Source organism: Sphingobium sp. YR768, from assembly GCF_900111125.1.
GTDB lineage: Bacteria > Pseudomonadota > Alphaproteobacteria > Sphingomonadales > Sphingomonadaceae > Sphingobium.
On sequence record NZ_FOGE01000062.1, the window covers coordinates 1 to 9,416 of the forward strand.

9 protein-coding genes are annotated in these 9,416 nt (G+C 59.3%); 5 read left to right on the forward strand and 4 right to left on the reverse strand.

Translation table 11 applies throughout. The features are described 5' to 3' along the window. Positions 1-341: 341 nt before the first annotated feature. The 3 genes from BMX92_RS26235 to BMX92_RS26245 are packed head-to-tail and all read right to left on the reverse strand — an operon-like array spanning position 342 to position 4,436. On the reverse strand, positions 342-1,142 hold the full coding sequence (locus BMX92_RS26235) for an SDR family NAD(P)-dependent oxidoreductase (protein ID WP_093022561.1): 801 nt from the start codon (positions 1,140-1,142) through the stop codon (positions 342-344). A 26-nt stretch (positions 1,143-1,168) separates the two neighbouring features. Next, positions 1,169-2,167: an MBL fold metallo-hydrolase gene (locus BMX92_RS26240; protein WP_177185281.1), complete on the reverse strand. Its 999-nt coding sequence runs from the start codon at positions 2,165-2,167 to the stop codon at positions 1,169-1,171. A 13-nt stretch (positions 2,168-2,180) separates the two neighbouring features. After that, positions 2,181-4,436 (reverse strand): TonB-dependent receptor, encoded by a 2,256-nt coding sequence (locus BMX92_RS26245; protein ID WP_177185282.1) that lies wholly within the window; start codon positions 4,434-4,436, stop codon positions 2,181-2,183. A 323-nt stretch (positions 4,437-4,759) separates the two neighbouring features. Between BMX92_RS26245 and BMX92_RS26250 the strand changes: the two genes are divergently transcribed. Genes BMX92_RS26250 through BMX92_RS26260 form a run of 3 tightly spaced genes read left to right on the forward strand, consistent with a single transcriptional unit; the run spans position 4,760 to position 7,629 of the window. Further along, a complete protein-coding gene (locus tag BMX92_RS26250; RefSeq protein ID WP_093022571.1) occupies positions 4,760-5,830 on the forward strand; it encodes an ABC transporter substrate-binding protein in 1,071 nt (356 codons plus the stop codon). Between the two features lie 9 nt (positions 5,831-5,839). Further along, a complete protein-coding gene (locus BMX92_RS26255; RefSeq protein WP_093022574.1) occupies positions 5,840-6,850 on the forward strand; it encodes an ABC transporter permease in 1,011 nt (336 codons plus the stop codon). Continuing rightward, positions 6,844-7,629, forward strand: a complete 786-nt coding sequence (locus BMX92_RS26260; RefSeq protein ID WP_093022577.1) for an ABC transporter ATP-binding protein — start codon at positions 6,844-6,846, stop codon at positions 7,627-7,629. The genes BMX92_RS26255 and BMX92_RS26260 overlap by 7 nt, the downstream gene beginning before the upstream one ends. A 157-nt stretch (positions 7,630-7,786) precedes the next feature. Here BMX92_RS26260 and BMX92_RS26265 read toward each other — a convergent pair whose 3' ends face one another. After that, positions 7,787-8,023, reverse strand: a complete 237-nt coding sequence (locus BMX92_RS26265; RefSeq protein ID WP_093022580.1) for a DUF5818 domain-containing protein — start codon at positions 8,021-8,023, stop codon at positions 7,787-7,789. A 355-nt stretch (positions 8,024-8,378) separates the two neighbouring features. Between BMX92_RS26265 and BMX92_RS28270 the strand changes: the two genes are divergently transcribed. Together BMX92_RS28270 and BMX92_RS28275 are read left to right on the forward strand one after the other, a co-directional pair. Continuing rightward, positions 8,379-8,876, forward strand: a complete 498-nt coding sequence (locus tag BMX92_RS28270) for a 3'-5' exonuclease (protein ID WP_256213645.1) — start codon at positions 8,379-8,381, stop codon at positions 8,874-8,876. 144 nt (positions 8,877-9,020) lie between these two features. After that, the gene (locus tag BMX92_RS28275; RefSeq protein WP_256213646.1) at positions 9,021-9,200 is read left to right on the forward strand and encodes a hypothetical protein; all 180 of its coding nucleotides are present in this window, start codon (positions 9,021-9,023) and stop codon (positions 9,198-9,200) included. Positions 9,201-9,416: the final 216 nt, after the last annotated feature.

Below are 9,416 nucleotides of genomic sequence, written 5' to 3' on the forward strand. Positions count from 1 at the left end.
GCCGGGATAGCCCGCCATCAACCGCCGCGATCACCCGAAAACGTAAATCCTCCGAGATCGACTTTGTCATGCCAGGCCGGCCTCCTCGTCCAGCTCGCATGTTGAATCAGATTTCCTGGCTCAAGGGAATCCCTGCGATTCCGTCAGATCGGATCATGCTCTAGGTTGGGGAGGAGACGAGGCCGTCGGCAACTGGTCGGCGGCGCAGAGTCAGGATTGGGCTGCTATCGCGGAGCGGATTGGCCCACAGTGTCGTCGAACGGAACGTCTACCTCTGTGCGCTCGGAGCCACTGTCGACGAATTACGTCGCGTGCGAACCAAGCCAGCGCTAAGCCATCGCTCAATAATGGATGGCACGGGGGCTGCCTCCGCCAGCCGCTATGGCATCGCCATTAATGGCCACGCTCAGGGGGGAAGCGAGAAAGGTGACGACCGCTGCCACTTCCTCCGCTTCGACGATGCGGCCGATGAGAGATTGACCAAACAGAATCTTCTCGGCGGCATCCTGGCTGATGCCGTCCGCCGCCGCCTTATGCGCAATGGCATCTGCGGTTTTCTCGGTCCGGGTAGCGCCTGGGTGGACGACGGTGACATTGACACCCTTAGGCCCCAGCTCGTCGGCAAGGCCCTTGGTCAGCGCTGCAATCGCCACATTGCGCGTCGATCCGGGAATAGTGCCCGTCTGGCGCGCTGCCAGGCCGCTGATGTTGATGATCCGTCCCCAGCTATTGGCCAGCAGATGGGGTGCGGCCGCCCGCGCGATGCGCAGATAGCCGACCAGTTTGGTATTGAGTTCATCCAGAAGATAGTCGGATGCAACGCCCGCGACGCCGGGCACTTGCGGTTGCGCACCGGGGCGGGCTGCATTGTTCACCACGATGTCGAGGCCACCCAATTGTGCCACCGCGTGGGCGACCAGAGCATCGACCTGTGCATCATCGCGCGTATCGGCGACGAATGCATGAACCTCACTGCCGGTTTCGCGCGCCAGTTCCTCTGCCGCAGCAGTCGCGGCTGAACCATCCCGCGAAGACAGGAGGACGCGCACGCCCTCCTGTGCGAGCGCACGTGCGATCGCCTTCCCGATCCCCCGGCTGCCGCCGGTCACGAGGGCACGCTTGCCCTTGAGTTTCAGGTCCATGATCCGTCCTTTCGCTCGCTTGTCGCCTATTTGGGAAGCCAGACATTGTCCGCCTGCGGCCGGAGTTGTGCGGCGAGCAGGCAGTGATGGAGAATCTGATAGTAGCGGCCCACAAATCGCGAGCCCTTGAGGAACGGGTTCGGCTGGTCCGGCGTGGCAGTGAGTGCTTCGATCCGCCCATGCGTGCCGTCGGCGAAGACATGGGTATTGAGTATCCCCTGTGCTGATGCAGCGCGGCTGATCTTTGCGAAACGCAGGACCGAAGCGTCATAGGCTTTCAATCCGCCCACTTTTTCCGTCGGCTCGATCGATGCGGGAAAAGCGGTGCTGCCCAGCAACGACAGATTATACAGCTTGCCCTTAGCGAGCACGGGCACAATCGCCGACACGGCGCCTGGCGTGTGACCAGGCGTCACGTACAGGGTAATTTTGGTATCGCCGAGTATGAGCTGCTGCCCATCGGTGATGACGATGTCGCGCCGGGGCAATTTGGTCCCGCTCCGCTCGATCGCGTCGGCTGGCGTCTTTTCAAGCAACTGCCAGTCTGCTGAACTGAGTGCGATCCGCGCGCCATAGGTCCTCTGCAACCAGGCCGCGCCTCCAAAATGGTCATAATGGCCATGGGTGACGATGACATAGCGGATGGTCGCAGGATCAAGCCCCAGCTTTTGCAGGCCCGGCACGATATGATCACGCGCCTCCGCCTCGCTTTGCGACGCGTCGAACAGGACCAACCCCTCGCTCGTCTTGCGGACGAAGACGCCTACGAAGCCATTGCCGACATAATAGAGATTGTCGAACAGCCTGGCGGGCTCAAGCCATTGCTTACTGCCCGTTTCCAGCGCTTGTCGCACGACCCCGCCACCATGAGGCTCGCACAGGAAGAGCGGGTCCTTCAGGTCGTCGCCAGCGATGGCTCGCGCCTTGGCGGCCTCGGCCAGAGCGGCGGGGGTGTCGTGCGCCGGCTGCGCGCCAGCAGCGGCCGCCAGCAACGACAGACCGATCGGGATGATGGAACGATACATGCCCTGCCCCTTCTCAGAATGTCTTGTTGATGAAGATGTTGACCGTGCGCGGTTCGTTGTAGGCGCGATAATAATTGACCTGCGACCCGGCATTGTTGGGCGAGTATCCACCTGCCTGTCCCCGGCGAAGGTCGAATATGTTCTTGACGTTGACGCCTGCGTTCCAGCTCCCGTCTTCGCCGGCATAGTTGATCGTACCGTTCACGAATGTCTGGGCACGAACCTTGGTATGCTCCGTATTGTAGATGTCGATGAAGCGGCGTGATTCATATTGGGCGTCCGCGCCGATCCGCCATTTGCCAGGTGTATCGATCGGCAGCGTGTAGTTGACCGCAACAGACGACTGCCATTTGGGCGCCAATGGAAATTCGAGGCCAAGCAGCGTGGTCCGCCCCGCGACATTGGCGGGAAGGGAAGCCGTGAAGCTCTTGTAATGGGTCTTGGTATAGGAGCCGCTGGTGTCGATACGCAGCCCGTCGATCGGGGCAATCGACAGTTCCAGCTCTACCCCCTTCGACACGCCATCGCCTGCGTTGAGCACGCCGTTGAAGGCGGGCTGGGTCGGCGTGGCGGGAGACGTGGCGCGGACCTGGAAATCGCTGATATCGTTATAATAGACCGCCACATTGGCAACGACACGATCGCTTAGGAAGCGGGTCTTGAGGCCCGTCTCATAAGTGGTGATGACCTGCGGCTCGAACGGGACGGTCGATCCCAGGAGGCTCGCGCTGCGCAGGTCGAAACTGCCGCTCTTGAAGCCCTTGGAATAGGAAGCATATTGGAAGATATCGGGTGTCCACTGATATTGCAGACCCAGCTTCGGCGTGAAGTTCGAGAAATTCTTGGGGTCCGGTCGCGCCGTGAAGGTCGACTGATATGGCCCATATTGCGCTTCATAAACGTCGGGATCGAAATTCCACTCGACCGGATTATGCAGCTGCACGCCCACACTGTTGCCAACGAAGGAGACATATTTGCGCCGATCGACCGTGTAGCGAGCGCCCACTGTCGCAGTCAGGGCATCCGTCACCTTATAGTTGAGCTGCCCGAAAGCAGCGTAGCTCCAGGTGCGCAGCGTGTTGCGGATACGGGAAACCGAGCCGATATCATCGGTGGTTGATGCGGTTGCCTGATTGAGGCGGTTATTGAAGAATTTCTCGTAGAAGAAATAAAGGCCGGCGACGAAATTCAGACGATCATATTCGCCGTTCAGATTGAATTCCTGCGTCACCTGTCGCTGGCTGAAGCCTGCATAGCTGTCGCCCTTGATCGCGATGACGCCGTCATTGTCATAATAGATCGGCCCCTCGAGCCCACGCCAGGCAGTCACGGATTTAAGCGTCAGATGATTGTCGAGCTCATAGGCCGCCGTCAGCGATGCGCCGAAAGCTTCGGTCGAGTTGTAGGGCGGCGTGTCGGCCCAGGTCAGGTCGGGATCGGTTTTCTTGCCCGAGGGCACGCCATCGGGCTGGTTGACCGGGGTGTAATAGCTTTGCGTCGAGCGATCGAACATGCCGTCGGCCGACAAGGTCAATGTGAGGCGGTCGGTCAGCTCCGACTTCAGTTTGCCGCGCAGGACCAGCAGGTCGATGTCGTTCACATGCTTGTTGAGCGGCACGCTATATTGCCAGCCGTCACGCTTGCGCCGGATGATCGAGAAGGCACCATTCAGCTTGTTGTCTGGCAGGATGGCGCCATTGACGCGCAGACGCAGATCCAGATTGTCGAAGCTGCCATAGGTAGCGCCAACGAAAATCTCCCTGTCGGCGGTCGGATCCTTCGTGATGAAACGGATCGCGCCGGCACTGGAGTTGCGGCCATAGAGCGTGCCTTGCGGTCCACGCAGAACTTCCACCCGCTCCAGGTCCGGCGTGTCGTAAAGCGACCCCACCGTACGGGCGAGATAGACGTCGTCCACATAGACGGCGACGGTCGGCTCGGGGTAGGTGTCAATTTCGCCGATGCCGCGGATCGAATAGGTTTGGGTGGTGTAGGCGGTGGAGCGCCGCGGCGCGAGAAGGCTGGGCACGCGCCCGGCCAGATCGCGAAAGTCAGAAATCTTGAGCTGGTTGATCCCGTCCGCACCCACGGCGGTGACCGCGATCGGCGTCTTCTGGATATTTTCCGAGCGTTTGGAAGCCGTGACGACGATCTGGCCTAAGCCCTGGTCGAGAGCTTCCTCGTCTGCGGCCTGCGGACTGGAAGGCTGAGCATGGGCAGTGCCAGCGAACAGGCAGGCTATGGCCAGCGCCCTGGCCGAAGCTGTCATCAATCCTGAATAGCGCGCAGCGCGACGTCCGGTGAAATTATCCGGTAGCATCGTCAGTCCCCCGATATGTTTTTGCGAGGACGACGGGCTAAGGTTCGATCATGTCGACCGACAACAAAGTTTAAGTGAAAAGCATCAAACTAATTTTACTTATTAATACTTAAAATACAGAAAAATTTCTGCTTATACATTTCGAACTCTCATTGATATTTGCAACAATATTATAGATTGAGTTTTTGACGATATCTATAAGAAAAATGAATGACTGCACCGCGATATTGACCGCTACGCCGTGAAGCTCTTCACCACATCTGGCGCGCAGCATGACCGACAAGTCCGAGTATGACGACATAGCCGAACCGGAGCTTAGCTCCCGATCCGCCCCGATAAGTCGGCGGAACCTTCTCATCGGTGGAGCGGCGGCTGCGGGGCTTGCTGGAGCAGCGGGATATGCGGCGCTTGGGCCAAAGGAATTGCCGCGCAATGCAAAGGGCCAGCGCAAATTGACGCTCGCCTGGAATGCCAACGCTATCTGCCTCGCCCCAGCGCTGCTTGCCAAGGAATATGGCATTTATGACCAGTTCGGCCTGGACGTCGACCTGCTGAATTTCTCCGGCTCGACCGACCAATTGCTGGAGGCGATCTCCACCGGCAAGGCGGATGCCGGAGTCGGTATGATCCTTCGCTGGATAAAGCCTCTAGAACAGGGCTTCGACGTCAAGCTGATCGCTGGCACCCATGGAGGCTGCATTCGTGTACTGGGATCGCGCCGACAGGGCGTGACCGATGACATTGCAAGCCTGAAGGGCAAGGCAATTGGCCTGTCGGACATCTCCGGCGCAGGTCGCAATGCTTTGGCCGTGCTGCTGAAGCATAATGGCCTCGATCCCAATCGCGATGTGGAATGGAAGGCCTTCCCAGCCCCGCTCTTGTCGCAGGCTGTCAGAAAGGGCGAAATCCACGCTTTCGTCGATTCTGATCCCATTGCCTATGTCCTCCAGAAGGAGTCGGGCGGCGATTTGGTGGAGGTCCTCTCGAACCTGTCCAAACCTTGGGACAACCGCGTGTGCTGCGTGTTGGGAGCCAGTGGCTCACTGATCCGGGACGACCGCGAGTCCGCTGTTGCTCTGTCCAAATCGCTGGTCGCAGCGGCATCACTGTGCTCAGTCCGGCCGGAGGCCGTGGCGAAGGTCTTCGCACCCTATGCCAAGGCGAGCGTCGAGGATCTGGTCGCGGTACTGCACACCCAGACCCATAATCATCATCCCGTCGGCCGCGACCTGCACCGCGAGGTCGCCCTTTATGCAGGTGAACTGCGCGATGTCGGCGTGATGAAACCCAATATCGTACCTGACGTCTTCGCGTCGCAGGTCGTCGATACGCTGGATGCCTGAGGAGGCAATATGAACAGCATAGCGCAAACAGATCGCTTCGCTTCGCTTGGTGGCATCAGGGGCAACGGGCCGGCATTCGCGCTGGCGGCCCCATGGAAAGGTGGATTGGCAGCCGCCGGAGCATGGTCACTGACTGCGGTGCTCACCTGGGCGTGGCCGGACCTGACACCATGGCCACGTACGGAATTGCTGGCTTTGCTCGAGACTGGCATTGCCTTGCTATTGGCGGGCGGAGCGCTGCTGGGCGGCCCCCGACTTTCGGTGATCTATCCTTATGACCGCTGGTTCGGCGCGCTCGCCGCGATCCTCGCGCTATGGCAGGTGCTGACTGCCAAGACCGGCCTGCTCCCGCTTCCCTTCTTCCCGCCTCCACAATCGATATTGGAAGTCTACACCGATGATGCGGCAAGGTTGTTTGAAAGCGTCTGGCGCTCCCTCGTCCTGTTGATCCCCGGCTATGTGATTGGCGGTGCGCTTGGCTTTGTGACGGGCGCTTCGATCGGCTGGTCAAAGGCGGCCAACTATTGGGGTCATCCGGTCCTGCGCTTTGTTGGTCCCCTGCCCGCCACGGCATGGCTACCCATCGCCTTCTTTTTCTTTCCCGGTTCTCACAGCGCAAGCACCTTCCTGGTCGGCCTTGCGACCTTCTTTCCCGTCGCGGTGCTGACGGCATCGGGGGTGAAGGGCGTCAATTCAGCATATTATGATATTGCGCGCACATTGGGTGGATCGGAACGTTTTCTGATCCTCAAGGTCGCCGTGCCCGCTGCCTTGCCCAACGTATTCGTCGGCTTGTTCATGGGCCTGGGCTCGTCATTCGCCGTCTTGATCATCGCCGAAATGATGGGGGTGAAGGCGGGCCTGGGCTGGTATCTCCAATGGGCGCAAGGATGGGCGGCCTATGCCAATCTTTATGGCGCGCTGATCGTGATGGCGCTGCTCTTTTCGGGACTGATCAGCCTGCTCTTCCATGTGCGTGACCGGGTGCTCGCCTGGCAGAAAGGCATTGTGCGATGGTAACGACATTGGACGCCACCGTTGACCAGGGCCTGTCGATCCAGACCCGCAGCGTGGGGCACTGGTTCGACACCAAGGATGGTCGGCTAGATGTCCTGGAGGATGTAACGCTCGACGTCGCTCCCGGCGAATTCGTTGCCTTGCTTGGACCCAGCGGCTGCGGCAAGTCCACCTTGCTACGATTGATCGCAGGTCTGGATGCACCGCGTACAGGAAAGGTCGGAGCGGACAAGGTGCGAATCGTTGCCCCCCACCCGTCACGCCTGCTCGTCTTTCAGGATCCCACTTTATATCCGTGGCGCACCGTGCGGCAGAATGTGGCGCTGGGACTGGAAGCGACTGGGCAGGTGAAAGATTCGCAGGAGCGGATTGACCGGGCGCTCGATCTGGTTGGCCTGCGTGATTTTGCGACCGCTCTTCCGAACGAATTGTCAGGCGGCATGGCCCAGCGTGCCGCACTAGCGAGGGTACTGGTCAACAATCCTCGCCTGCTGCTGCTCGACGAGCCTTTGGGCAAGCTCGATTCATTGACCAGAATGACGTTGCAGGCAGAACTGGTGAGGCTGTGGCAGGACGCCCGATTTACAACATTGCTCGTGACCCATGATGTGGAGGAAGCGCTTCTGCTAGCCGAGCGCATCATCATTTTCAGTCCGCGCCCTGCGCGCATCGTTCGCGAAATTCGCGTCGATGCCTCCTATCCTCGACATCGCGATGCGCCGGAGTTGCAAGCGCTACGCCGCGAAATTCTTGTATCTCTCGGTCACGACCATGAGCTCTGAAGGAGAATGCGGTAGACGATAGGCTCTCCCGTTGGTCTACCGCATGGAAGAACGGCGCGCTGATCAGCAGAAGCGGGTCGCTGCGCGTCATCTCTGAGACAGCAGCTGGCAGATAGCTGCCATTGGCAGGGCGCGTCCCGCAGCTGAATTCCTGCCCCTACATGCCGATGCTATTCATCGCATGCTGGATCGGCCTCATGGCCTCGATCCAATTTACTGCCACGCTTTGAGCGCCTGTGCGAATGCCCTCGACGACAACATTGCTTTGCAGCAGATGCCCGACACCCTTCAGCTTTCCGATCTCCCAGAAAGCGCCATCACGAGCCTGGACATACAGGCTTGTCGCGCCCGCAATCAACATGCCTTCAAGGCGGAAGTATGAACCGATATTCATGTGCCTGATGTATGCGGGGCGATATCGGTTTCCATAATCCGTGCCATATGCCGTGCGATTTCTCCGGCGATCCGAAACCTGTGATCATTCTGCAGGGACGAACCCGTTGATCTTGCTGCCACCGCCCTGCTCCTCGCCTGCCAAAGCGTTAGTGTGATGTTGGGCAGCAGATCATCATCAATGTCGGCATGGGTCACAAAAAGCCAACGCACATCGAAGATTGTCCGCGCCAAGGGCCTTGTGCAACTCTTTGAGCGCTGCGTATGATCCTGATATGTTCTAGCCCCTTCACGCCAACCTCTCTGCCAACGCCGCGGCAACTGCACGAAGTGGCGATACCGAAGGACCAGACTTCGTGGTCATCGATGTCGAGACGGCGTGCTCGCGTGTCAGCAGCATCTGCCAGATAGGCATTGTCGGCTTTCGCAATGGCGCTGTCGCGTTTGAGTATGAGACCCTTGTCGATCCGCAGGATCATTTCAGCAGCTTCAATACGCGGATCCACGGGATTGCTGCCAGCCACGTGCTGGGCCAACCCTGTTTCGCTGGCGTTCACGGCATCCTTCAAGGCCATCTGAATGGCCGCACGACCGTGGCCCATTCCTATTTTGACAAGGGCGCCCTCGCAGCAGCATGCCGCATCCACGATCGCGCGATGCTCGAGACCTCATGGCTGGATAGCGTCCGAGTTGCCAAGCGCGCCTGGCCCGAGCTACCCAGCCATCGGCTCAATATCGTCGCGAAACATCTGGGTATCCCGCTCAAGCATCATGATGCGCTCAGCGACGCCCGCGCGGCAGGCATGATCGTCGTGAAAGCGATTGATCATACCGGTTTGCAACTATCAGACTGACTGGCGCCTCAGCCAAGAAAACGCGCAGCGGCACCATTCACGCCCGCTCCTGACGGCATACTGAAAGGCCAGCGTATTGCCATTCTTGGCGAGCCTCGCAACGGTCGCCTGGCGCAACGGATTGCCGCCAATGGTGGTCGGATCATGGCATCAGTCGGCGCAACAACGACTATGCTGGTGGTCGCAGCGGACGAGCCATTTGGCTATGTGCGTTATGACGCCAAATTCAAGAAGGCCGAGGCTCGTCGCCTGGCAGACGCTGATATCCACATCGTCTCGGCCAGCGCACTCATCAGCACATTACCGGATCAGCGTGATATCTGATCGCAGGACGCTTTGCCATTAGCGCGTGTTACCTGGGCGAGGACATCTATCCAAGCGGCCATTCCCTAGGTCGGATCGACATTCAGGATTCTCAAATGGTTTGATCTCTGATTCATAGGGTTCCGTGTTGGATTACGGAGCGAACGATGGGTGTTAAGCGGTACGAATTGGACGACAGGCAATGGGCGAAGATAGCGCTGCTGCTGCCGGGCAAAG

Coding starts and splice junctions, on each gene's coding strand:
- BMX92_RS26235 (WP_093022561.1), bottom strand. CDS start 1,142: ATGGACCTGAAACTCAAGGGCAAGCGTGCCCTCGTGACCGGCGGCAGC.
- BMX92_RS26240 (WP_177185281.1), bottom strand. CDS start 2,167: ATGTATCGTTCCATCATCCCGATCGGTCTGTCGTTGCTGGCGGCCGCT.
- BMX92_RS26245 (WP_177185282.1), bottom strand. CDS start 4,436: ATGACAGCTTCGGCCAGGGCGCTGGCCATAGCCTGCCTGTTCGCTGGC.
- BMX92_RS26250 (WP_093022571.1), top strand. CDS start 4,760: ATGACCGACAAGTCCGAGTATGACGACATAGCCGAACCGGAGCTTAGC.
- BMX92_RS26255 (WP_093022574.1), top strand. CDS start 5,840: ATGAACAGCATAGCGCAAACAGATCGCTTCGCTTCGCTTGGTGGCATC.
- BMX92_RS26260 (WP_093022577.1), top strand. CDS start 6,844: ATGGTAACGACATTGGACGCCACCGTTGACCAGGGCCTGTCGATCCAG.
- BMX92_RS26265 (WP_093022580.1), bottom strand. CDS start 8,023: ATGAATATCGGTTCATACTTCCGCCTTGAAGGCATGTTGATTGCGGGC.
- BMX92_RS28275 (WP_256213646.1), top strand. CDS start 9,021: ATGGCATCAGTCGGCGCAACAACGACTATGCTGGTGGTCGCAGCGGAC.